Annotated in this window: 21 protein-coding genes and 2 pseudogenes; 11 read left to right on the plus strand and 12 right to left on the minus strand. The window is 70.7% G+C overall.

The features are described 5' to 3' along the window. Positions 1–1,041 (minus strand): DEAD/DEAH box helicase (locus BFF77_RS04945; protein WP_211280157.1); only part of this gene is annotated, 1,041 nt, incomplete at its 3' end. Between the two features lie 79 nt (positions 1,042–1,120). Between BFF77_RS04945 and BFF77_RS04950 the strand changes: the two genes are divergently transcribed. Beyond that, a complete protein-coding gene (locus BFF77_RS04950) occupies positions 1,121–2,038 on the plus strand; it encodes an AraC family transcriptional regulator (protein ID WP_066944169.1) in 918 nt (305 codons plus the stop codon). Positions 2,039–2,065: 27 nt separating this feature from the next. Here BFF77_RS04950 and BFF77_RS04955 read toward each other — a convergent pair whose 3' ends face one another. Continuing rightward, complete coding sequence (locus BFF77_RS04955) at positions 2,066–3,262, minus strand: aldo/keto reductase (RefSeq protein ID WP_107422078.1); 1,197 nt, start codon at positions 3,260–3,262, stop codon at positions 2,066–2,068. Between the two features lie 149 nt (positions 3,263–3,411). Between BFF77_RS04955 and BFF77_RS04960 the strand changes: the two genes are divergently transcribed. From BFF77_RS04960 to BFF77_RS04970, 3 genes are all read left to right on the plus strand, one after another. Then, on the plus strand, positions 3,412–4,488 hold the full coding sequence (locus BFF77_RS04960) for a LysR family transcriptional regulator (RefSeq protein WP_169922613.1): 1,077 nt from the start codon (positions 3,412–3,414) through the stop codon (positions 4,486–4,488). 64 nt (positions 4,489–4,552) lie between these two features. Continuing rightward, complete coding sequence (locus BFF77_RS04965) at positions 4,553–5,326, plus strand: AzlC family ABC transporter permease (RefSeq protein WP_425424340.1); 774 nt, start codon at positions 4,553–4,555, stop codon at positions 5,324–5,326. Then, positions 5,323–5,631, plus strand: coding sequence for an AzlD domain-containing protein (locus tag BFF77_RS04970; RefSeq protein WP_066944174.1), 309 nt, complete (start codon positions 5,323–5,325; stop codon positions 5,629–5,631). The genes BFF77_RS04965 and BFF77_RS04970 overlap by 4 nt, the downstream gene beginning before the upstream one ends. Before the next feature lie 114 nt (positions 5,632–5,745). On the opposite strand, the pseudogene BFF77_RS04975 reads toward BFF77_RS04970, so the two are convergent. Further along, positions 5,746–6,671: pseudogene (locus tag BFF77_RS04975) on the minus strand (hypothetical protein). A gap of 134 nt (positions 6,672–6,805) precedes the next feature. Here BFF77_RS04975 and BFF77_RS04980 point away from each other — a divergent pair. The 4 genes and pseudogenes from BFF77_RS04980 to recX form a co-directional block, all read left to right on the plus strand. After that, the gene (locus BFF77_RS04980; protein ID WP_066944175.1) at positions 6,806–7,000 is read left to right on the plus strand and encodes a DUF3046 domain-containing protein; all 195 of its coding nucleotides are present in this window, start codon (positions 6,806–6,808) and stop codon (positions 6,998–7,000) included. A gap of 314 nt (positions 7,001–7,314) precedes the next feature. Continuing rightward, positions 7,315–8,493, plus strand: a complete 1,179-nt coding sequence (locus BFF77_RS04985) for an AI-2E family transporter (protein ID WP_066944178.1) — start codon at positions 7,315–7,317, stop codon at positions 8,491–8,493. A 303-nt stretch (positions 8,494–8,796) separates the two neighbouring features. Next, the gene (gene recA, locus BFF77_RS04990; protein ID WP_066944180.1) at positions 8,797–9,930 is read left to right on the plus strand and encodes a recombinase RecA; all 1,134 of its coding nucleotides are present in this window, start codon (positions 8,797–8,799) and stop codon (positions 9,928–9,930) included. Continuing rightward, positions 9,819–10,529, plus strand: a pseudogene (recX, locus tag BFF77_RS04995) (recombination regulator RecX); the annotation flags it as partial. The gene recA and the pseudogene recX, both read left to right, overlap by 112 nt. A 567-nt stretch (positions 10,530–11,096) precedes the next feature. Here recX and BFF77_RS05000 read toward each other — a convergent pair. From BFF77_RS05000 to BFF77_RS05030, 8 genes are all read right to left on the minus strand, one after another. After that, a complete protein-coding gene (locus BFF77_RS05000) occupies positions 11,097–11,513 on the minus strand; it encodes a rhodanese-like domain-containing protein (protein ID WP_245703248.1) in 417 nt (138 codons plus the stop codon). A 38-nt stretch (positions 11,514–11,551) separates the two neighbouring features. Then, positions 11,552–12,136 carry a cupin domain-containing protein gene (locus BFF77_RS05005; protein ID WP_079124843.1) on the minus strand — a complete coding sequence of 195 codons (585 nt, stop codon included), beginning with the start codon at positions 12,134–12,136 and terminating at the stop codon, positions 11,552–11,554. Positions 12,137–12,211: 75 nt separating this feature from the next. Continuing rightward, on the minus strand, positions 12,212–12,298 hold the full coding sequence (locus tag BFF77_RS38055) for a putative leader peptide (RefSeq protein ID WP_311307652.1): 87 nt from the start codon (positions 12,296–12,298) through the stop codon (positions 12,212–12,214). A gap of 32 nt (positions 12,299–12,330) precedes the next feature. Then, positions 12,331–13,959 (minus strand): FAD-dependent monooxygenase, encoded by a 1,629-nt coding sequence (locus tag BFF77_RS05010; protein ID WP_066944187.1) that lies wholly within the window; start codon positions 13,957–13,959, stop codon positions 12,331–12,333. 143 nt (positions 13,960–14,102) lie between these two features. Continuing rightward, positions 14,103–15,008, minus strand: coding sequence for an amino acid ABC transporter permease (locus tag BFF77_RS05015; protein WP_066944189.1), 906 nt, complete (start codon positions 15,006–15,008; stop codon positions 14,103–14,105). Then, positions 15,005–15,679 carry an amino acid ABC transporter permease gene (locus BFF77_RS05020; RefSeq protein ID WP_066944191.1) on the minus strand — a complete coding sequence of 225 codons (675 nt, stop codon included), beginning with the start codon at positions 15,677–15,679 and terminating at the stop codon, positions 15,005–15,007. Before BFF77_RS05020 ends, BFF77_RS05015 begins: the two co-directional genes overlap by 4 nt. Positions 15,680–15,987: 308 nt before the next feature. After that, positions 15,988–16,818 (minus strand): glutamate ABC transporter substrate-binding protein, encoded by an 831-nt coding sequence (locus BFF77_RS05025; protein ID WP_066944193.1) that lies wholly within the window; start codon positions 16,816–16,818, stop codon positions 15,988–15,990. 184 nt (positions 16,819–17,002) lie between these two features. Beyond that, positions 17,003–17,788, minus strand: a complete 786-nt coding sequence (locus tag BFF77_RS05030; protein ID WP_066944195.1) for an amino acid ABC transporter ATP-binding protein — start codon at positions 17,786–17,788, stop codon at positions 17,003–17,005. A 249-nt stretch (positions 17,789–18,037) separates the two neighbouring features. On the opposite strand from BFF77_RS05030, the gene BFF77_RS05035 reads away from it, so the two are divergent. Together BFF77_RS05035 and BFF77_RS05040 are read left to right on the plus strand one after the other, a co-directional pair. Next, the gene (locus BFF77_RS05035) at positions 18,038–18,751 is read left to right on the plus strand and encodes a response regulator transcription factor (protein ID WP_066944197.1); all 714 of its coding nucleotides are present in this window, start codon (positions 18,038–18,040) and stop codon (positions 18,749–18,751) included. Between the two features lie 6 nt (positions 18,752–18,757). Further along, positions 18,758–20,149 (plus strand): sensor histidine kinase, encoded by a 1,392-nt coding sequence (locus tag BFF77_RS05040; RefSeq protein WP_066944198.1) that lies wholly within the window; start codon positions 18,758–18,760, stop codon positions 20,147–20,149. A gap of 72 nt (positions 20,150–20,221) precedes the next feature. On the opposite strand, the gene BFF77_RS05045 is transcribed toward BFF77_RS05040, so the two are convergent. Next, complete coding sequence (locus tag BFF77_RS05045) at positions 20,222–21,238, minus strand: TAXI family TRAP transporter solute-binding subunit (RefSeq protein WP_066944200.1); 1,017 nt, start codon at positions 21,236–21,238, stop codon at positions 20,222–20,224. A gap of 151 nt (positions 21,239–21,389) precedes the next feature. Here BFF77_RS05045 and miaB point away from each other — a divergent pair, with 151 nt between their 5' ends. Then, on the plus strand, positions 21,390–22,907 hold the full coding sequence (miaB, locus tag BFF77_RS05050; RefSeq protein ID WP_066944202.1) for a tRNA (N6-isopentenyl adenosine(37)-C2)-methylthiotransferase MiaB: 1,518 nt from the start codon (positions 21,390–21,392) through the stop codon (positions 22,905–22,907). Positions 22,908–23,161: the final 254 nt, after the last annotated feature.

A 23,161-nucleotide genomic window follows, 5' to 3' on the forward strand; every position in this document is an offset into this window, starting at 1 on the left:
GGCGCGGGCGAGCAGCGCGGGCGCGCCTCCGGCCGCGCCCGACTGGGCCATGACCTGGGCCGGCGCGTGCGCCTCGGGCAGCGGTGGGGCGGCGCCGCCCCCGTCGGGCACGGCCCCCGTGGCGCGTTCGTACGCGATCTCGTTGAGCCGGTTGCACAGGCGCTCGGCCAGCCGGCGGGAGTTGGCGAAGACGATCGTGGAGCGGTGCGCCTGGATGAGATCGGCGATCCGCTCCTCCACATGCGGCCAGATCGACGGTCTCTGCGCGCCGTCCGTCTCCGAGGCGGGCGAGCCGCCCAGCTCGCCGAGATCCTCGACCGGGACGACGACGGAGAGGTCGAACTCCTTGGCGGAGGGCGGCTGGACGATCTCCACCCTGCGCTGCGGCGACAGATAGCGGGCGACCTCCTCCACCGGACGCACCGTCGCGGACAGCCCGATCCTGCGCGCGGGGCGGGGCAGCAGCTCGTCGAGCCGCTCCAGGGACAGCGCGAGATGGGCCCCCCGCTTCGTCCCGGCGACGGCATGCACCTCGTCCACGATCACCGTCTCGATCCCGGCGAGCGCGTCCCGCGCGGAGGACGTGAGCATCAGGAACAGCGACTCGGGCGTGGTGATCAGGATGTCCGGCGGTCTTGTGGCCATCGAGCGGCGCTCGGCGGCCGGGGTGTCACCCGAACGGATACCGACCCGCACCTCCGGCTCCGGCAGCCCGCGCCGCACGGACTCCTGCCGGATTCCCGTGAGCGGGCTGCGCAGATTGCGCTCCACATCGACGGCGAGCGCCTTCAGCGGTGACACGTACAGCACCCGGCAGCGCTTCCGGGCCTCCGCGGGGGGAGGCACCGAAGCCAGCCGGTCCAGGGCGGCGAGAAAGGCGGCCAGGGTCTTGCCGGAGCCGGTCGGGGCCACGACCAGCACGTCCGACCCCCGCTCGATGGCGCGCCAGGCCCCCTCCTGCGCGGCGGTGGGCGCGGAGAAGGCCCCCGTGAACCAGCCGCGGGTCGCGGGGGAGAAGGAGTCGAGTGCGGTCCTTGCCATGTCCCCCATCGTGCACCCACCCACCGACAATCGCCCGGACCTGGGGAAACCGCCTGTGGACGGGCGGCAGAATGGGCACATGGCGAGACGGGAACAGGCACGGCACTGGCACTACCCCGATCTGCCCGGTGTCGATCTCCTGCGCGCCCGCTACATCGACAAGACCTTCGCCCGGCACACCCATGAGACCTTCGTCATCGCCGCGATCACGGAGGGCGTCGAGGTCTTCCACCACGGCGGCGCCAACCGGTACGCGGGCCCCGGCGCGCTCGCGCTGATCAACCCGGAGACGGCGCACACCGGTCATGCCCAGGGCCCCGAGGGCTGGCGGTACGGAGCCGTCTATCCGGCGGCCGACGTCGTCGCCTCGATCGCGGCGGAGACCACCGGGATCCGCGGCGCACCCGGCTTCATGGCCCCGGTGGTGGACGACCCGTACGCCGCGCGCCTCGTCCACCGGGTGCTGCGCGCGGCCGACGAGGGGAACGCGCTGGCCGCCGACACCCTGCTGAGGATCGCGGTGACCAGACTGCTGCGGCTGAACGGCGGTGTCCTCCCGCAGCGCGCGATACGCGGGGCCGGAGCGAGGATCGCGGCACGCGCGCGTGCCGTGCTGGAGGAGCGGATGGCCGATCCGCCGTCCCTGGAGCGGCTCGCGGCCGATCTCGGCACCAGCCCGTTCGCACTGCTGCGGGCCTTCAAGGACGCCTACGGCCTGCCTCCGCACACCTGGCTCACGGACGCGCGGGTACGGCGTGCCCGCCGGCTCCTCGACGCCGGTACGGCGCCGGCGGAGGCGGCCGTGACCGTCGGCTTCACCGACCAGCCGCATCTCCACCGGCACTTCACCCGGATCGTCGGCGTGCCGCCCGGCGCGTACCGTAAGGAGCGCGCGGGCACGGAACGCGGAGGTGGCACGGATCGCGCGGACACGGAACGCGCGGGCACAGAAGGCGAAGGCGCCGCGGATCCCGCGGGCACGGCCGGGCCGGGCTGAGGGTTCGCGGACGCGTCCGGACCGCGGCTACGCCCACCACGGGCTGCGCCGCCGCAGCGCCTCCTGAGCCGTGGACACCAGCCCGGGATAGCTCTTGCCGGGATACCAGGGCATCGAGCCGATCCGGTGGAACGCCGGGATCGTCTCCATATGGCGCACCATCCGTTCCCGAGTGTCGGGATCGGGCAGCGGACCGCGCATGGCCGCCACGTTCTCCGCCACATGCTCGGGTTGCGAGGTGGCGGGCAGGGCCACGGTCACGGCGGGATGCGAGATGACCCACTTGAGGAAGAACTCCGACCAGGTCCGGATGCCGAACTCGGCGGCGAACCGCGGCAGGCGCCGGCCCTCGACCGCGTGGTGCAGCCGGGCCTTCTCCAGGGGCATGTTCACCAGAACGGCGACACCCCGGTCCGCCGCTGCCCGCAGCACACTGTTCTCCGCCGCCCGTGTGTGGATCGAATAGTGGACCTGTACGAAGTCCAGATCGCCTCGCTCCACCCAGTTGGCCATCACAGGGAAGTACATGGGGTCATGGTGCGAGACACCGAGCTGCCGGATCTGTCCCTCCTTCTTCAGCGCGTGCAACAGAGGCACCATCACATCGACGTTGACCAGACTGTGTATCTGCACCACATCGATCGGCCGCCTTCGACGCAGCCGTTTCTGCGAACGCCGCACATTGCTCTCCGCGTGCGAGGTGTCCCAGAGATGCTCGCCCGTCGCCCAGACCTTGTCGGTGACAAAGATCCGCTCGCTGATGCCGAGCGAGGCGGTGGCGGCGCCCAGCACGGCCTCGGCCGATCCGTACAGAGGTGAGCAGTCGAACACCCGGCCGCCCGCGCACCAGTGCCTGCGGACCACGTCCAGGATCGCGCGGGAGGGCTGTCCTGTCGGCGCGTCGAAGGTCATGAAGGAGCCGAGACCGATCGCCGGGAGCCGCTCGCCGGTGCCGGGCACGGTCTTGAGGATGAGATCCGCCGGAGCGGCGGAGGCCGCCGCGGGCGCGGACAGCGCCCCCGTGGCCAGGAACGCCGCCGCGGTGGCGGCTCCCGCGCCGACGACCGTACGGCGGGTCGGCGGCGGAAGGTCCGCGGTGGCGGTGGAGTGGTCCGCGACGGTCCGGCCCATGGTGCCGTCGGTGCTCTCCGTCGTTTTGCCGGTCGTGCTGTCCGTGGTGCTGTCCGTGGGGTGGTGCGTGGCGTGGTTCCTGGTGCCGCTCATGACGGAACTCCGTCCTTCGCAGGGGATTTCGTGGGAAGTACGGGACGCCGAAGCCGGTGCCTGGCCCGTTGATCTCACCCTGACAGCCCGGTTCGGAGGTGTCGACGCGATGGGCCCACCCGTCGGGAATGCTCGGATACCCTCCGGGTATGTCCGTCGATCTGCGGCTCATGCGGTATGTGATCGCGGTCGCCGACGCGGGCGGTTTCGAGGGCGCCGCGGAACTGCTCCATATGACCCAGCCGCCGCTGAGCCGTCAGATCGCCGCGCTGGAGCGCGAGTTGGGCGTCGCGCTCTTCCACCGGCGGCCCACCCGGCCGACCGAGGCGGGCCTGGTGTTCATCGAGTCGGCCCGCCGCGTCCTTCGGGAGACGGACCACATGGTGCGGCGGGTGCGGCTGATCGGCCAGGCCGGTACGGGTGTTCTCCGTATCGGCTACACCGTCACGACGGCGTTCGAGGAGATGCCCAAACTCTTCGCGGCGATGCGGGAGGAGCACCCCGGGATCCAGATCGACGCGCGGGAGGCCTGGGACGTCGAACTCGCCGCCGCCCTGCGCGAACGCGAGATCGACGTACTCCTCGGCAGGCTCGTGCCCATACCGCCCGGCCACCGTACGGCGACCCTGCGGCGCGATCCCCTGACCGCCGTGCTCGACATCCGTCATCCGCTGGCGGGACGGGACGCGCTGGCCCTGCGTGAGCTGCGCGGTCATATCCTGCGGTTCTTCCCGAGGGCCGTCGCGCCGCGCTATCACGACGGAGTGCTCGCGGCGCTGGGCGTCTCGGGAGAGTCCTTCGAGGTGTGGGAGAAGCGGCTGCCGGGACTGCGCACTCTGGGATCGGCCCTGAGCGGAGGGGACTTCATGATCCTTCCCGCCTCGCTCCGGCCGCACCTGCCCGCGAGCATGGTCGCGGTGACACTGCTGGACGAGCTGCCGACCATCGATCTCCAGATGGCCTGGGCGCGCGACGCGCCGCCGACCGTGGCCGCGCTCGTCCGTACGGCACGGCGCCTGGCCCGAACGGAGGGCTGGCTGCCGGCCAGGACCAGGGCGGCCGGACCCAGGGTGCCCGGACCCAACGCACCCGGACCCGAGGCGGTCAGGACCACGGAGGTCAAGGCCGGAGAGGTCAAAACCGCAGAGGTCAGGGCCGACGAGGTCAAGGCCACGGAGGTCCGGAGCGCAAGAACGTACAAGATCGGTCAGGATCAGGCCCCGTAGCGTTCAGGACGTGTCAGATCAGACAACATCCGCATCCGTACCCGAATCCCTGGACGCGCCGCCCGTGCCCGCCTCCGCGCCCCGGCCCGTGCCCGCCTCCGCGCCCCGGCCCGCGCCCGCCTCCGGGCCCAAGCCCGACTCGGCCGTCGTACGTGACGCCCTGGGCGTCGGTGTCGCCGTGGGACTGTCCGGCTTCGCCTTCGGCGTGACGTCGGCGGGCGCGGGGCTCTCCGTCCTCCAGACCTGTGCGCTGAGCCTGCTGGTCTTCACCGGCGCCTCGCAATTCGCCCTGGTGGGCGCGCTCGCGGCGGGCGGCAATCCGCTCACCGCGGCGGCGGGCGCGTTCTTCCTGGGTGTGCGCAACGCCTTCTACGGACTGCGGCTGTCCCAGCTGCTCCGGCTGCCGGGGCCCGTCCGTCCGCTGGCCGCCCAATGGGTGATCGACGAGACCACGGCCGTCGCCCTGGCTCAGCCGACGCGGCGCGGCGCGAGGATCGGCTTCACGGTGACGGGGCTGTCGCTCTACGTGCTGTGGAACCTCACCACCCTGGCCGGAGCCCTGGGCGCGGAGGCCCTGGGCGACACCGCCGCGTGGGGGCTGGACGCGGCCGGGCCCGCAGTCTTCCTCGCGCTGCTCGCGCCCATGCTGCGTACCGCCACCGAGCGGGTCGTCGCGGGCCTCGCGGTCGTCCTGGGGCTGGGCTTCCTGCCGGTGCTGCCCGCCGGGGTCCCGGTGCTCGTCGCGGCCCTCGCCGCACCCGCCGTCCTCTGGCTCGAAGGACGGCGGTTCGCCGCCCGCGGGACCGGTACGGTCCGCCGGAAGGGAGCGGACCGTTGAACATCTGGATCGCGATCGGTGTGACAGCCGTCGGCTGCTACCTCGTCAAACTGCTCGGTCTGCTCGTTCCCGCCGGTGTGCTGGAACGTCCACTCGTCCAGCGGCTCGCGGCGCTGCTGCCCGTCGCCCTGCTCGCCGCGCTCACCGCGCAGCAGACCTTCAGCGCGAACGGCGCGCTCGTCCTGGACGCCCGGGGCGCGGGGCTCGCGGCGGCGGCGCTCGCGCTGGTGCTGCGCGCTCCGTTCCTGGTGGTCGTCGCAGCGGCGGTGGCCGTCACGGCGGGAGTACGGGCGATCGGCGGCTGACGGAGCGGTGACCGGCGGCGGCCCGTGGCGGCCCGTGCGCCGAGGACCCGGCCCTGTCACGCGCCGGGGACCGGGCCCTGTCGGGCGGGCCCCCGAAGGTCCGCCGGACACGCCTCAGTGACACCGCGCGTCGAGCGTACGGCCGTGAGCGCACAGGGTTCGCAGCGCCTCGATGGTCACGATCGGCCGCCACTCCAGCGCGGTCCCCGGCGCCCACCGGCGCCAGGAGACCGGCCAGCCGCCGTCCTCCCGCTGCTGAGCCGCGAGAAAGTCGAGCGACCGCGCCATCTCGTCATCCGTGAACCAGTGGCGGGCCGGCGACTCCGGCACGCGCGCGTAGTCGTGCGGAAAGCGCTGTTCGCCCGGCGCGTACCCCGGTGGTACGGGGTACTCCTCCCGGCGCTCCGGATCGAGTACCGCCAGCCGCCGCGCCCGTACCAGCCGACCGAGCCGGTCCGCCGCCGCCTCGGCCCGCGCCCGGTCTCGGGGACACCGTCCAGAAAGGCGACCGCCGCCTCGATCTCGTACCGACGCGAGTCGTACGGGTCCGACTCCGTTAGCGCGTCGACGGCGGCCCAGCAGAAGTCGGTGGCGCGGAAGAGCCAGGCGTGCCACACCTCGTTTTGGTGCAGCAGGCCCACCACCGGGCCGGTCGCCGACAGATCGCCCGGCGGATCGTCGACGACCGGCAGGAAGGGCGCGAACGGATGGCCGCGCAGGGAGGGATGGAGCGCGGGCAGTGCGCCCTCGGGTGTCGACACCGCTGTGGGACAGCGGCAGATCCGCTCGACCCGCAGTCCGTCGCAGCGGCCGATGGAGTCGAGGACGCGCAGCGCGTGCGCGGTGTGGAGCGGCCGGCTGACCGGACCGCGCAGATCCGGTTCGAGCCCGTGGCCGTAGCCGCCGTCCTCCCCGCGATACGCCGTGAGGGCCGTTTCGACGGCGTCCCCGCCGCGGTCCCGGCCGGTCCGGTCCGGCCCGCCGTCCAGGAAGTGGTACGCGAACCGCCGCTGTTCGAGCACCCGGGCCGTCAGCCAGATGAAGCGCTCCGCGCGGGCGAGGGGGGGACGCGGTCGTTGCCGCTGTGCCGGCCATGCTCCGACCGTAGGGCGGAAAGTGCCGGAGGCGAGGGAGACCAGCCATGCGGCACTCCCAGGGGCGCGATACTGGTGCCATGCGGTTGACGATTTTCTGGGAGCGGATGGCGGACCACTTCGGCGCGGTCTACGCCGACTCCTTCGCCCGTGACCATGTGATGGCCGAACTGGGCGGCCGTACGGTGCATGAGGCGCTCGACGCGGGCTGGGAGGCGAAGGATGTCTGGCGGGCGGTCTGCGCAGCCATGGGCGTTCCGCCGGAGAAGCGGTGACGGGGACGCCGGTGGCCGGAGAGGGCCGTGACCAGGGACCGGATGCCCCGGTGGTGGGCGACACTGGCCCGGTGGCACCGACTGACGAGAACGACGAGACCGCACCGGACGCGGCGGGCGGGCGACCGCCCGGCACTCCGCCGATTCCCTCACCGAGCGCTCCCCTGGACGCGCCCGCGCCTGCGGACATGACCGCGGACACACGGCCTGCCCCGGCCGCCGATACCGAGTCCGGTGGCGGTGCCGGGCCGGGAAGCGGGGGCGGCGCGGGGAACAGCGCGGGAGCGGGTGCCAGGACCGGCGGTCAGGTGCCCATGCCACGCTGGCTGCCACGCGCCATGATCCTCGCGCTGGCGCTCGTCGCCTGTTTCCAGCTGGGAAGCTGGGCGTTCCATCAGCTCATCGGACTGCTGATCAATGTGCTGATCGCCTTCTTCCTCGCGCTGGCGGTCGAGCCCGCGGTGAGCCGGATGGCGGCGCACGGTATGCGGCGTGGACTCGCCACATTCCTGGTCTTCTTCGTGGTGCTGGTCGCGTGCGTCGGCTTCGTGGTGATGCTCGGCTCGATCCTGGCGAGTCAGATCATCGACATGGTCGAATCCTTCCCCCAGTACCTCGACTCGGTGATCAACTGGCTCAACGGGACCCTTCGTACGGAGCTGTCCCGGGTCGCCGTCCAGGACAGCCTGCTGCACTCCGACTGGCTCCAGAAGTACGTGGAGAACAGCGCGACCGGTGTCCTCGACATCTCCACCACCTTGCTGGGCGGGCTGTTCCGGCTGCTCACGATCTTCCTGTTCTCGTTCTACTTCGCGGCCGACGGACCCCGGCTGCGGCGCGCTCTCTGCTCCGTACTGCCGCCCGCCAAGCAGGCGGAGGTGCTGCGCGCCTGGGAGATCGCGGTCGACAAGACCGGCGGTTATCTCTACTCCCGCGGGCTGATGGCACTGATCTCCGGGGTCGCGCACTACATCCTGCTGGAGATCCTGGGCGTGCCCTACGCGCCGGCGCTCGCGATCTGGGTGGGGCTGGTCTCCCAGTTCATCCCGACCATCGGTACGTATCTGGCGGGCGCGCTGCCCATGCTGATCGCCTTCACCATCGATCCCTGGTACGCGCTCTGGGTGCTCGGGTTCGTGGTGATCTACCAGCAGTTCGAGAACTACATGCTCCAGCCGAAGCTCACGGCCAGGACCGTCGACATCCATCCCGCGGTGGCCTTCGGCTCGGTCGTCGCGGGTACGGCGCTGCTGGGCGCGGTGGGCGCGCTGATCGCGATCCCGGCGGTCGCCACGCTGCAGGCGTTCCTCGGCGCGTATGTGAGGCGGTACGACGTGATGGACGACGCGCGGGTGCGGGGCGGCAGTCCGCGCCCCGGACGGTCGGTCCTGGGGCAGGTACGGCGTGTGCTGCGGGCCGACGACGGCCCGGAGCCCGTCCGGGCGGCCCCGGCGGAGGACGGCGGGCCCCGGCAGGACGGCCGGCGGCCGTAGCGGGCGGGGCCCTGCGCGGGCGGTGCCCGTTACGCGGCACGGGCCCGCCCGGGGCCCGCGCCGGACCGACCCGCGCAAGGCCCCTGCGCGGTGCCGGTCCTCGGCATGCCGAGGGAAACGCTTGACACTAAAATCGAACATCCATTCTTATGGGGATCCGGCCGGCCGTGCGGATCGCGCGGACACCGAGGGAGTTTCAGCGGAGTTGTCCACAGGCCGGGAGGACGCCGGGACGCGTTGTCAGTGGCAGGGGATAGCGTCTTCGACGTGAAGCGATCGACACAAGCAAATCGGGTGGAACCCATGGCAGGAACCGACCGCGAGAAGGCGCTCGACGCCGCGCTCGCACAGATTGAACGGCAATTCGGCAAGGGCGCGGTGATGCGCCTCGGCGAGCGGCCGAACGAGCCGATCGAGGTCATCCCCACCGGATCGACCGCGCTGGACGTCGCCCTGGGCGTCGGCGGCCTGCCACGCGGACGCGTGGTGGAGGTGTACGGCCCCGAGTCCTCCGGCAAGACGACCCTGACCCTGCACGCCGTGGCCAACGCACAGCGCGCGGGCGGCGCGGTGGCCTTCGTGGACGCCGAGCACGCCCTCGATCCCGAGTACGCGAAGAAGCTCGGCGTCGACATCGAAAATCTCATCCTGTCCCAGCCGGACAACGGCGAGCAGGCGCTCGAAATCGTGGACATGCTGGTCCGCTCCGGGGCGCTCGACCTCATCGTCATCGACTCCGTCGCCGCCCTGGTGCCGCGCGCGGAGATCGAGGGCGAGATGGGCGACTCGCACGTGGGTCTTCAGGCCCGGCTGATGAGCCAGGCGCTCCGGAAGATCACCAGCGCGCTCAACCAGTCGAAGACCACCGCGATCTTCATCAACCAGCTCCGCGAGAAGATCGGTGTGATGTTCGGCTCGCCGGAGACCACGACCGGTGGCCGGGCGCTCAAGTTCTACGCCTCGGTGCGCCTCGACATCCGCCGGATCGAGACGCTGAAGGACGGCACCGACGCCGTCGGCAACCGCACCCGGGTCAAGGTCGTCAAGAACAAGGTCGCGCCGCCCTTCAAGCAGGCCGAGTTCGACATCCTCTACGGCCAGGGCATCAGCCGCGAGGGCGGTCTGATCGACATGGGCGTGGAGCACGGCTTCGTCCGGAAGGCCGGCGCCTGGTACACCTACGAGGGCGATCAGCTCGGCCAGGGCAAGGAGAACGCCCGTAACTTCCTCAAGGACAATCCCGATCTCGCCAATGAGATCGAGAAGAAGATCCTGGAGAAGCTCGGGGTCGGTGTCAGGCCGGAGACGAAGACCGAGCCCGGCGCGGACGCGGCCGCTCCCGCCCAGGCTCCGGCCCCGGCCGAGGAACCGGTGAAGTCGGCACCCGCCACCGCCTCCAAGGCCAAGTCGGCCAAGGCGGCAGCGGCCAAGAGCTGATCCGTACCGTGCCTGGTGACAAGAGGCGGCGAACGGGGCGAACGGAAGGACCGGGCGACAGCTTCGACTCGTCGAGGGCCGAGCAGGAGCTGTCGCCCCAGGATCCGGTGGAGCGGGCGCGGGCGATCTGTCTGCGCCTGCTCACCGGGACTCCGCGCACCCGTAAGCAACTGGCGGACGCGCTGGAGAAGCGGGGCATCCCCGAGGACGCCGCCGAAGAGGTGCTCTCCCGCTTCGAGGACGTGGGACTGATCGACGACGCGGCGTTCGCGGACGCCTGGGTGGAGTCACGGCACCACGGCAGAGGACTCGCCGGTCGGGCCCTCGCGCGTGAGCTGCGTACGAAGGGGGTGGACGCCGCCCTGATCGACGAGGCGGTCGGGCAACTGGACGCGGATCAGGAGGAGGCGACGGCCCGCGAGCTGGTCGCCCGCAAGCTCCGGGCCACCCGCGGTCTGGAGCGCGACCGGCGGCTGCGTCGGCTCGCGGGGATACTGGCCCGCAAGGGATATGCGGAGGGCATGGCGTTGCGCGTGGTCAGACAGGCGCTGGAGGAGGAGGGCGAGGACACCGAGGGACTGGACGAGGGTCTCTTCTAGGGCCTCGGACCTTCCCTTCGGAGCCGACGGGGTGGGGCCCACCCTTATGACATGGGTCCTATGACATGGGTCTGCTCCGGTGCACAGAGACCTGCGCGCAGAGCACTGTGCGGTCATGGCGCGGGGACCCGGCTCCGCCCGAATCACCGGGATCAGCGACCTCGCCACGCTCCAGGCCCCTGCCCGGCCGGGGCGCCCGAACGCGGGCAGCGCGTCGAGGCGATCGCCGGATCCGGGCAGCGTGCCCGAACTGGCCTTTCCCGCCGGGGCGTTGAGGAGTGGCAGCGAATGGTCCCGATACGGTACGCCGGGGAGTCCGCCGAGCGCTCACTCTCTCGCGAGGCCCTCGCCCTGGGAGCGGTCGCGGGTGTCGCGAGCACCTTGGGCAGAGCCCAGGACCGGTCCTGGCAGCCGACCGGCCGCCGCGAATGTCCGCGCGAATGCCACCCGCATGGCGGCGCCCGTCACCCCGCTCACCCTCCCGGTACCCCGGTCGAGGCGGCGGCGGCCCGGCGGTGATCACGCGCTTTGCCCGCCGGCGGTCAGGTACGGGCAGCGGTCACAAACTCACCGTACGACCGGCAGTCCTTCGGCCTTCCACGCCTGGAAGCCTCCGACGAGGTCGGTCGCGCGGTGCAGTCCCAGGGCCTTCAGGGAAACGGCGGCCAGACTCGACGCGTATCCCTCGTTGCAGATCACGACCACGTGCAGATCATGGCTGGTGGCCTCGGCGGCGCGGTGGCTGCCCAGCGGATCGAGCCGCCACTCCAGCTCATTGCGCTCGACGACCAGCGCTCCCGGTATCAGCCCGTCGCGCTCCCGCAGCGCCGCGTACCGGATGTCCACCAGCAGCGCGCCTTCCTCCGCCGCCTCGAAGGCCTCGCGCGGCTCCATCCGCTCCAGGTCCTCACGGACCCGTTCCAGCAGTTCGTCTATCCCCACCGGTGTCCCCACCGGCCCGGTCCCGGCCACCCCGGTCACCACCGGCTCGGTCTCCCCGCCTCCGCTTCCCGTCCGCCCGCTCACTGCCACTCCTCCGGACGCTCGACGTGCTCAAGGCGGAGCACGGCGCCCGTACGGCTGTACCGGCGCATCAGCGGCAGCGGCGGAAAGTACGCGTGGACGGAGACGGCGTGCTCGGCGCCCGACTCATTGCGCACCTCGTGCACATGGTGCCTGCCGAACGCCCGGCCCTCGCCCGCCGTCAGCTTCCGCTCACGGTCGACACCCTCGGCGAGCTCCAGTGTCTTCCACCCCTCGGTGGGCAGCCGCGCCGCCAGCGAGTCCTCCTTGAGCGCGCCGGCCGCGGTGGCGAACGCGCCGTGCGAGCCGCCGTGGTCGTGCCAGCCGGTGCCCGTACCGGGCGGCCAGCCGATCAGCCAGGCCTCACTGCCCGCGGGACCGTCGAGCCGGATCCAGGTACGGCCCTCGGGATCGAGCGGGAGCGAGGAGATCAGCTCGCTGTCGGCGGCCGTCCTGCGGACGAAGTCGAGCAGCTCGGCCGGGGTGGGGCCGGAGGCCGGCGAGGCGGCGGAGGGCGAGGTCGCGGTGGAAGCCCCGGAGTCGGTGGTGGTGTCGGGCGCGGAGCTACGTACGGGGAGAGACATGGTGACCGTCCTGAGATGTTCGCGAGAGTGTGCTGCCGCGTCGGAGGCGGCGAGCGCGTGAAGAGAAAGGGCGAATCAACAGGACGGGCGACACACGCAGCCCGCATAGCGGAGCAGGTCCATATGGACCCTCCGCCACAGGCGCACATCGGTGTCAGTCACGTTCCGGAGTACACCATGTGCGCCCGCGTCGGTCAATTGATGTTCGCAGTGCGGTCGGCGGATGCCGGCTCGGAAGGCTCCGAACGGGCGGAGGAACGAGCGGACGGAGCGCCTCCGCGCGTCGCGTCGGCCGCCGCGTACAGCTCGGCGGGACGGACTCCGCCGAAGGCCGTGACGAGATGCCCGTCCGGCCGTACCAGCAGCACGGTGTGGGCGGACGCGCCCGGATACGCCTCGGTGACCAGCAGCTCCGCCCGTACCGGCAGGGCGTCCACCGCCGCCGCGAGCCGGGGCATCACACCCGCCGTCAGCCAGTGCCGCCGGTCCCACACCCCCGTACCGGGCGCGACCAGCACCACCAGGAGCTGTCCGCGTCCGAGCCGGTCCCCGAGCCGTACGGTCGTCCCGTCCGGCGCCGTGACCAGCACATCCGCGACCGGACCGCCCGGAGGCGTGCCCACGGTGGTGTGCGCCTCGGCGTACGGGGGCGCGAGGGGGGAGTGCGGATAGGACGGGGGTGCCCCCAATGGCCCGTGCCCCAGATGCCCGTCGGCCAGCAGAGTGTCATGTCCACGCGCGCCCGGCATGTACGTACGCAGCCCGCCGCCGCCCCGCAGTATCGGCAGCGACTGGTCGGCCGCGCGCAGCCGGGAGGCGACGGCGGTGCGCCGCTCGGCCTGATAGCTGTCCAGCAGCGCCTCCGTCGCCCCCCGGTGCCAGTCCTCGGCCATCTTCCAGGCGAGATTGGCGACGTCACGCAGCCCCTCGTCGAGCCCCTGGGTGCCCACCGCGCCCAGCAGATGAGCCGCGTCCCCGGCCAGGAACGCCCGTCCCACCCGCCAGCGCCTGGCCAGCCGGTGGTGCAGGGTGTAGACGCCCGTGTCGAGCAGCTCGTACGGCGGTGTCGCACCGCACCAGCCGGCCAGGGTGTCGCGTAAACGGGTCACCAGCGCGTCGGGGGTGACCAACTCGCCGCGCGCGGGCAGCAGCCAGTCGAGCCGCCACACCCCGTCCGCGAGAGGTCTGGCGGAGACCTCCTCGCCGCCGCTGGGCCAGGGCGGCTGCCGGTGCAGCAGCGCCTCGCCGGGCCACGGAAGATCGACGCGGAGTGCCGCGACGGCGTGCCGCTCCACCGCCGTGCGTCCCGGGAAACGGATGTTGAGCAGCTTGCGGACCGTGGACCGGGCGCCGTCGCACCCCACGACATGGCTGCCGCGCCACCAGGTCGCCCCGGTCCCGCGCGTGTGCACGGTGACTCCCCGGTCGTCCTGCTCCAGCGAGTCGAGCCGGCTGCCGGTGACCAGCCGTACGAGCTCCTGGCCCGCGATGGCGTCCCGCAGCCCGCGCGCGAGCGCGTGCTGCGGGATGTGCAGCGGCGCCGGAGCGCCGTCCTCACCGCCGAGCGGCAGCTCCCGCATGAGCTGCTTGCGCCGCATCAGCCGCCAGCCGGTCCAGTGGGTGCCCTGTTCGTCGAGGGTGGTGCAGCCGAGCCGGGCCAGCAGGGCGGTGGTGTCGGGCCGCAGTATGGCCGTACGGGCGGGACGCTGTTCGTCCGTACCCGATCCCTCGTCGAGGACGACGGCCGGGACTCCCTGCGCGGCGAGGGCCAGGGAGAGCGCGAGTCCGACGGGGCCCGCGCCGGCGACGATCACCGGGTCCACGGCGCGACCCCTCCGGCCCGTGCGGTCTTGCGGTCAAGGGCGGTAGGAGCCCGGTACGTGATCACAGAACGTATGCAACCTACTGGGGGTGCTTGCGTCAAGCGACGGCCTGAGCGGCGCGTACACCCCCTGTCCCGTCCGCCTCAGGCGCCGCTGGCGTCCGGGGCGCGCCCCGGAACACTGGCCTGTTGTACATCATCGGGACCGAGCACGGCGCCCGTGCTCTTCCTGCCCCGGCGCAGCCGCTTCTCCAGCCATCCGGCGAAGGTGGTGAGCAGGAAGTTCAGCGCGATGTACATCAGCGCGATCACGGTGAACGCGGCGATGGTGTTGGCCCCGTAGTTCGCGGTGATCGTGCGGTTCTGCGAGAGGAGTTCGGGCAGGGCGAGGATCGCGCCGCCGAGCGCGGTGTCCTTGACGATCACCACGAGCTGGCTGACCAGGGCGGGCAGCATCACCGTCACCGCCTGCGGCAGCAGCACGTACGCCATCGCCTGGCCCTTGCGCATCCCTATGGCCTTCGCCGCGTCGGTCTGGCCGCTCGGCAGCGAGAGGATGCCGGCCCGAACGATCTCGGCCATTACCGAGGCGTTGTAGAGCACCAGCCCCGTGACCACGGCGTACAGCGGACGCAGATCCGAGGAGACATCGGTGAACTGTACGTAGAGCTGACTGGCGAAGACCATCATCAGCAGGACCGGGATCGAGCGGAAGAACTCCACGACCACACCGGCCGGTACCCGGACCCAGACATGGTCGGAGAGCCGGCCGATGCCGAGCAGCGCGGCGAACGGCAGGGCGATCACGATGGACAGCGCCGCGGCCCTGAGCGTCTCGCCAAGTCCCGGCAGCAGATAGGTCGTCCACACCTCGGAGTCCGTGACGAACGGACTCCACTTCTCGGCGGCGAGCTGGTTCTTGTCGGCCATGGCGGCCAGCACCCACCACACGGCGAGCGCGAAGACCACCAGGAACACGATCGTGTAGATGATGTTGCGCCGCTTGGCACGGGTACCAGGGGTGTCGTACAGAACGGACGTGGCACTCATCGCTTCACCGCCACTCGCTTGCTGACCCAGCCCAGGATCAGACCGGTCGGAAGGGTGAGAACGATGAATCCGAAGGCGAACACCGCGAAGACCGCGAAGAGCGCGCTGCTTTCGTTCTCGATCATTGTCTTCATCAGCGCCGAGGCCTCCGCGACACTGATCGCCGAGGCGACCGTGGTGTTCTTGGTCAGCGCGATCAGCACATTGGCCAGCGGCGCCACCACGGAACGGAACGCCTGGGGAAGGATTATCAGCGTCAGCACCTGGAAGAAGTTCAGGCCCAGCGCGCGGGCCGCCTCCGCCTGGCCGACGGGCACGGTGTTGATGCCGGAGCGCAGCGACTCGCAGACGAAGGTGCCGGTGTAGGCGACCAGCCCCAGCACGGCGAGCCGGAAACCCATCGTCTTGAAGTCGTCGCCGCCGAGGGTGATCTGGAGTGTCTGGCCGAGCCCCAGCGAGCAGGCGACGATGACCACGGTCAGGGGCGTGTTACGGACCAGATTGACGTACGCGGTTCCGAAGGCACGCATCAGCGGCACGGGACTGACACGCATCCCGGCCAGCAGCGTTCCCCATATGAGAGAACCAACTGCGGAGTAGAGGGTGAGCTGCACCGTCACCCAGAAGGCGCCGAGCAGGTCGTACTGCCCGGAATCAAGAAAGTCGAACACGATGCCCCGCGCTCTCCCCTGGTTGGCTGGTCGGTACGCGCCGCCGGACGGGCCGGCGTCGCGTCACTCCTGTCTCGGACGCCCGAGGCCCTGCGGCCCGGGGCGTGTCCGACGTGGGCCCTGTGTGCCGATCCTCGTGGGCCCGGAACACCCGGCACGGCACCTCGCGGCGTTGCCGGAGTCGCCCGAGCGCGTTCAGTGCGCGGGCGATCCTCCCTCGCGATGCACACCCGTAGCCTGAACGGCACGGGAGGTGCCCCCTTCACCGGACGCCCCGGGCTGATCCACGAAGATCGACCGGACAGGACCTAGCTGATCGCCGGGGCGGGCTCGTTCTTGTAGCCGGAAGGACCGAAGTTGGCCGTCACGGCCTTCTGCCAGGAGCCGTCCGACTCCATCTTCTTGAGGGCCTCGTTGATCTTCGTCTGGAGCTCGGTGTCGCCCTTCTTGAGGCCGATGCCGTAGTTCTCGTCGCTGAGCTTGAGGCCCGCGAGCTTGAACTTGCCCTGGTGCTCCTGCTGCGAGGCGTAACCGGCGAGAATGGAGTCGTCGGTGGTCAGCGCGTCAACGGCCTTGTTCTCCAGACCGGTCAGGCACTCCGAGTAGCCGCCGAACTCCTGGAGGTCGGCCTTGGGCGCGAGCTCCTCCTTGACGTTCTGCGCGGAGGTGGAGCCCGTGACCGAACAGAGCTTCTTGGAGTTGAGGTCCTCGGCCTTGGTGATGGAGCTGTCGTCCGAGCGGACCAGCAGGTCCTGGTGGGCGAGGAAGTACGGGCCGGCGAAGTCGACCTTCTTCTTGCGCTCGTCGTTGATCGAGTAGCTCGCGACGACGAACTTCACGTCGCCGTTGGCGATCAGGTTCTCGCGCTCGGCGCTGGGCGACTCTTTCCAGACAATGTCCTTGGCCTCGTAGCCCAGTTCCTTGGCGACATAGGTGGCGACGTCGACGTCGAAGCCCGCGTACGTGCCGTCGGGCTTCTTCAGGCCGAGTCCGGGCTGGTCGAACTTGATACCGATGGTGATCTTGCCACCGCCGTCGCCGCTCCCGCCGTCGTCACCGCTGTCACCGCCGCACGCGGTCGCGGTCAGGGAGAGGACGAGAGCCGCGGTGACGGCCGCGCTTGCCTTGTGAAGCTTCATGCGTGAACTTCCCTCGGGTGAGACGTGGACGAACAGGTTCAGCCGAACTCGGTGGAACCCTGGAACCCTGGAAATCGGCGGAGCCGTGGGACTCGGTGGAGCGGTCGAACTCGGCGGAGCCACAGGGCTCGACAGAGCCGGAGCCGTACGGAAGAGCCGGGATCAGTGAGATCGGTGACGCGGATCAGTGATGCAGGATCTTCGACAGGAAGTCCTTGGCCCGGTCGCTGCGCGGGCTGCTGAAGAACGTGTCGGGCGTGGCCTCTTCGACGATCCGGCCGTCCGCCATGAAGACGACCCTGTTCGCCGCGGATCGCGCGAAACCCATCTCATGGGTGACGACGACCATCGTCATACCGTCACGCGCGAGTTGCTGCATGACTTCGAGCACTTCATTGATCATCTCGGGGTCGAGCGCGGAGGTGGGCTCGTCGAAGAGCATGACCTTCGGGTCCATCGCCAGCGCCCGCGCGATCGCGACACGCTGCTGCTGACCGCCCGAGAGCTGCGCGGGGTACTTGTCGGCCTGCGAACCGACGCCCACCCGGTCGAGGAGTGAACGCGCCTTCTGCTCCGCGTCCTTCTTGTCCGTCCTGCGGACCTTGATCTGGCCCAGCGTGACGTTCTCCAGCACCGTCTTGTGTGCGAAGAGGTTGAACGACTGGAAGACCATGCCGACATCGGCGCGCAGCCGGGCGAGTTCGCGGCCCTCCTGCGGCAGCGGCTTGCCGTCGATCGAGATCGAGCCCGAGTCGATGGTCTCCAGGCGGTTGATGGTGCGGCACAGTGTGGACTTGCCGGACCCGGAGGGCCCGATGACGACCACGACCTCGCCACGGGCGATGGTCAGATCGATGTCCTGGAGCACATGCAGCGCGCCGAAGTGCTTGTTCACGTTGCTCAGTACGACCAGGTCGCCCGTCGCCGGCACGGCGTCCTCGGTGCCCTTGGTCACTGACACTCCGCTCATCGGCTTCTTGCTCCGTCCTCCTCGGTTGGGAGGACCTTAGTCACGCCCTGCGACCAGCGTCATCAGATCTGAGCTGGAATTGAGCATAACGATCCGGCCGCAACCGGACACACCGTGTGAAGGCGGCACTGCGGGGAGTACCGGGTGGGTAACGGAAACCTTGGCGTAACGGTAAGACTCTTGACTGGCACGACACCATCGGAGTGGATGCCCAAGTACGTTGCGCGACCACCACCGAGAAGGGGGCCCGTGAGACTGCTGCTCGTAGAGGACGACGATCATGTCGCCGCGGCCTTGGCGGCCGTTCTCGCCAAGCACGGCTTTCAGGCCGTGCACGCCAGGAGCGGCGAGGAGGCGCTCCAGGCCCTGCTGCCCGCCGCCAACGCGGGCAAGGAGCCGTTCGCGGTCGTGCTGCTCGACCTCGGCCTGCCCGACCAGGACGGCTACCAGGTCTGCGGAAAGATACGGAGAATCACCTCGACTCCGGTGATCATGGTGACCGCGCGGGCCGATGTACGGTCGCGGATCCATGGCCTCAACCTCGGTGCCGACGACTACGTCGTCAAACCGTACGACACCGGTGAACTGCTCGCGCGTATCCATGCCGTGAGCCGGCGCCGTGCGAACGGGGAGGAGCCGGGACCGGTCGCCGAGACCGCCCAGCGGCTCGGGCGCCTGACCCTGGAACTGCCCACGCGGCGCGTCAGCGTCGACGGGGAGCCGGTCCAGCTCACCCGCAAGGAGTTCGATCTGCTGGCTCTGCTGGCCCAGCGGCCCGGCGTCGTCTTCGGGCGCGAACAGATCATCAGCGAGGTGTGGCGGACCAGTTGGGAGGGGACGGGCCGCACGCTCGAAGTCCATGTGGCCTCCCTGCGCGGCAAGCTCGGGATGCCCGCGCTGATCGAGACCGTCCGGGGTGTGGGCTACCGGCTGGTCGTCCCGGCTCCGCGTCAGGGACCGTAACCTCCCGTGGGTTCCCGACTTCTGCCGCTGCTCATCGTGCTCATGGCGGGCGTGCTCCTCGCCCTCGGCTTCCCGCTCGCCGTGAGTGTGGCCGGCGCGCAGCAGCAGCGCGTCGTCGTCGACCGGATCGACGACACCGCGCGGGTCGCGGCGCTCGCCCAGCTCGTCGCCGAGGGCAGGCCGGGGACCCAGGAGCGGCGTGATCTGCTCGCGGAGGAACTCACCCGCTACCACGAGGTGTACGGGATCAAGGTCGGCGTCTTCTACCGCGACGACGAGGCCATGGCGCGCGCCCCGCGGAACTGGACGGTGCCCGCGGAGGGTGAGGGCCGTCAGTCCTTCGAGGAGGCCCTGCTGGGCCGCCGCAGCGACGATCCCGAGCAGGTCTGGCCCTGGCAGAGCCGCCGGCTCATTGTTGACTCGCCGGTGGTCCGGGACGGCGATGTGGTCGCGGTCGTGGTGACCGACTCGCCGACCGGGCAGATGCGTTCACGCATTCTCAAGGGCTGGCTGGTGATCGCCGCGGGCGAGGTGGCGGCGATGCTGCTCGCCGTGGGAGCCGCGATCCGGCTGACGGGCTGGGTGCTCAGACCGGTACGGATCCTGGACGCGGTGACCCATGACATCGCCACCGGCCGGATGAACTCCCGGGTGGCGGCGGCCGGAGGGCCTCCGGAACTGCGGCGGCTGGCCGGCTCGTTCAACGAGATGGCCGACAACGTCGAGGACGTGCTGGAGCAGCAGCGCGCCTTCGTGGCCGACGCCTCCCACCAGTTGCGCAATCCGCTCGCCGCCCTGCTGCTCCGTATCGAGCTGCTCGCTCTCGAACTGCCCGACGGGAACGAGGAGATCGCCTCCGTCCGTACGGAGGGCAAGCGTCTCGCCCAGGTCCTCGACGATCTGCTGGACCTGGCACTGGCCGAGCACGCGCCCGCCGATCTGAGGCTCACCGACATAGGCGAACTGGCGGCGGAACGGGTCGCGGCCTGGCGGGCGCTCGCCGAGGAGAAGGGCGTCCGGCTGACCGAGCACCGGGCGGCGGTCACCGCCTGGACCGATCCGATCGCGCTCTCCAGCGCGCTGGACGCCGTCATCGACAATGCGCTGAAGTTCACTCCGGCGGGTGAAGAAGTCACGGTGACAGTCGCCCGTAACGGTGAAACGTCGATGATCGTCATCAATGACGGGGGGCCCGGTCTCACGGATGACGAGATGGCGAGGATCGGCGACCGGTTCTGGCGCAGCAACCGGCATCAGAACGTCAAGGGATCAGGGCTGGGCCTGTCCATCTCACGGGCGCTGCTGGCGACGGGCGGCGGCTCGATCAGCTACGCGCACGGCGAGCCGCGCGGACTGCGGGTGACACTGACCGTTCCGAGATCGTCCCCGGCGTCGTGATTCCCTGAGCCGGCCGCGATCCCCGGCCCCGGCCCAAGGCGCCGGGGCCGGCCCGGCTCCGGGCGAGCGACCTCATGGCTTGACCGACCGGTAGTAGCGCTCGGCGCCCTCGTGCAGCCGCAGAGGGGCCGTGTAGATCGCCGTCCGCAGATCCACGAGCTGCGCGGGGTGCACCTTCTTGCCGATACGGTCCCTGCTGTCGATCACGGTCCGGGTGAAGCCCTCCGTGAGAGCCGCGTCCATCCGGTCCGTCGTGACCAGCAGATTCGCCACCGCGACCGTCGATACGGGCAGCCCTTCCTGGGCGTCGCCGTAGGCGTCGGCGGGGATCACCGCGGAGCGGTAGTAGCGGGAAGCGGCCTCGCCCGACTCATGGAGACTGGCCACGAGGGTCGAGTCCAGCGGCACCAGCCGTATGTCGTGGCGCTCCCACAGAAGCTGTACGGCACCGGTGGGCAGCCCGCCCGACCAGAAGAAGGCGTCCAGCTCGTGCTGTTCGAGCAGGTCCGGCATGGTGTCGATGCCGGCCGGGACGGGGGTGATGTCGTGCTCCGGATCGAGCTTCGCGGCCGTCATGACCCGGTCCGCTATCAGCCGGACACCCGATCCCTCCTGTCCCACCCCCACCGTCCTGCCGCGCAGATCGGCGACGGAGCGGATCTTCGAGTCCTTGGCCACGACCAGCTGCACATAGTCGTCGTACAGCCGGGCACATCCGCGCAGCCGGTCCGCACCCGGCTTCCCGTCCTCCTGGTACTTGGCGACGGCGTCGGCGGTGGCCACCGTGAAGTCGGCCTCCCCGCTCGCCACCCGCGCGAGGTTCTGCTGCGAGCCCTCGCTGTTCTTGAGCTGTATCGAGACATCCGGCAGATCGCGCCCGAGGTCCTCCTTGAGCAGCGAGCCGTACCGCTGGTAGACGCCGCTGGTCACTCCCGTACTGAAGGTGACCGACCCGCTCGGCGCCGACGCCCCGATCGGCAGCAGCCACCACACCAGCAGCCCGAGCAGCACCACCACCACCGCGGCGGCGCCCTGAAGGAGCCGGCCACGCCTGCCACCACGTCCGGAACGGGACACAACCGCGAACATGCCGCCGATCCTGCCAGCTCACTCCCCGCGAGGACCAGGGCTGCTCCCCGGCGCTCCTTCCCGGGGCCTCCCCTCGGACCGCGCACAGCCGGCCGGACCGCCGGGGGAAATCCGGGACCGGCGGCTCCCGGGCACCGCCTACCCTTGTCGCATGAGCAGCAGCGACCGGAGCCGGACAGCGGGCGACAACCGAACGTACGAGGTGCGCACCTACGGGTGCCAGATGAACGTCCACGACTCCGAGCGATTGTCGGGTCTGCTGGAGGGGGCCGGATACGTCCGGGCGCCCGAAGGGGCCGACGGGGACGCCGATGTCGTGGTCTTCAACACCTGCGCCGTACGGGAGAACGCCGACAACAAGCTGTACGGCAACCTCGGCCGGCTCGCTCCCATGAAGACCAGGCGGCCCGGTATGCAGATCGCCGTCGGCGGCTGTCTGGCGCAGAAGGACCGCGACACCATCGTCAAGCGCGCGCCGTGGGTCGATGTCGTCTTCGGTACGCACAACATCGGCAAGCTGCCGGTCCTCCTGGAACGCGCGCGCGTCCAGGAGGAGGCCCAGATCGAGATCGCCGAGTCGCTGGAGGCATTCCCCTCCACGCTGCCGACCCGGCGCGAGTCCGCCTATGCCGCGTGGGTCTCCATCTCCGTGGGCTGCAACAACACCTGCACCTTCTGCATCGTCCCGGCGCTGCGCGGCAAGGAGAAGGACCGCCGTCCCGGCGACATCCTGAGCGAGATCGAGGCACTGGTCGCCGAGGGCGTCTCCGAGATCACGCTGCTGGGGCAGAACGTCAACGCGTACGGTTCCGACATCGGTGACCGCGAGGCATTCTCCAAGCTTCTGCGGGCCTGCGGCGCCGTCGAGGGCCTGGAGCGCGTCCGCTTCACCTCACCGCATCCGCGCGACTTCACCGACGACGTCATCGCGGCGATGGCCGAGACGCCCAATGTGATGCCGCAGCTCCACATGCCGCTCCAGTCCGGCTCGGACACCGTCCTGAAGGCGATGCGCCGCTCGTACCGGCAGGACCGTTACCTCGGCATCATCGACAAGGTGCGCGCCGCCATCCCGCACGCCGCCATCTCCACCGACATCATCGTGGGCTTCCCCGGCGAGACCGAGGAGGACTTCGAGCAGACCATGCGGGTGGTGCGCGAGGCGCGCTTCGCGCAGGCCTTCACCTTCCAGTACTCGAAGCGTCCCGGGACACCGGCCGCCGAGATGGACGGACAGATCCCCAAGGAAGTCGTCCAGGAGCGCTACATGCGGCTGTCCGCCCTCCAGGAGGAGATCTCCTGGGAGGAGAACAAGAAGCAGGTGGGCAGGACGCTGGAGGTCATGGTCGCCGAGGGCGAGGGCCGCAAGGACGGTGCCACCCACCGGCTCTCCGGACGCGCCCGTGACAGCCGGCTCGTCCACTTCACCGAGCCGGACGAGGCGGTGCGCCCGGGGGATGTGGTGACCGTCGAGATCACGTACGCCGCTCCGCACCATCTCCTCGCCGAGGGACCGACGCGGAAGGTACGCCGTACCCGTGCCGGCGACGCCTGGGACAGACGGAACGCGGGCGAGACCGTCAAGCCGGCCGGTGTCCTGCTGGGGCTGCCCACGGTCGGAGTGCCCGCGCCGCTGCCGGCCGTCACGGGCGGGTGCGCCGTCGACTGACGGACCGCGAGGGCGCCGATCGGTGGGTACGGGCGCGGGTCGGCCGTGTGTCCGCGTATGCCGGGCGCGGCCGTCCGTGGTCACGCGCGGTCACGCCCGCGTTAGGGTTCGATCATGCTGGTCGCCGCTGCCGTCTGTCCCTGTCCGCCCCTGCTCGTGCCCGCCGTGGCCGCGGCGGCGGCACCCGAACTGGACGCGCTCCGCGCCGCGTGCACGGACGCCCTCGGGGTACTGGCCGCGGCCCGGCGGGCACG

The sequence above is a fragment of the Streptomyces lushanensis genome, assembly GCF_001700515.1.
Lineage (GTDB): Bacteria > Actinomycetota > Actinomycetes > Streptomycetales > Streptomycetaceae > Streptomyces > Streptomyces lushanensis.